Annotated in this window: 1 rRNA gene; it reads right to left on the minus strand. The window is 55.1% G+C overall.

Going from position 1 to position 350, the window contains the following annotated elements:
* Nucleotides 1-350: ribosomal RNA gene (locus HMPREF2656_RS13285) — 23S ribosomal RNA — on the minus strand; the annotation flags it as partial.

Below are 350 nucleotides of genomic sequence, written 5' to 3' on the forward strand. Positions count from 1 at the left end.
ACGGTCAGGTAGCCCGCAACGATCACACCCCACAACACCGCACACGCAACCCCTACCCAGGTATCACACGCACACGGTTTAGCCTCATCCGCTATCGCTCGCCACTACACACGGAATCACAAATTGTTTTCTTCTCCTGTGGGTACTGAGATGTTTCACTTCCCCACGTCACCTCCACACAGGCTATGCATTCACCTGCAGGTAACACCACACAACTGGTGTTGGGTTTCCCCATTCGGACATCCTCGGATCAACGCACTGTTGGCAACTCCCCGAGGCTTAACGCAGCCTCACACGTCCTTCATCGGCCCAGCATGCCAAGGCATCCACCATACGCCCGTAACACAAAA

The sequence above is a fragment of the Corynebacterium sp. HMSC034B08 genome, assembly GCF_001835805.1.
GTDB classification, from domain to species: domain Bacteria; phylum Actinomycetota; class Actinomycetes; order Mycobacteriales; family Mycobacteriaceae; genus Corynebacterium; species Corynebacterium coyleae.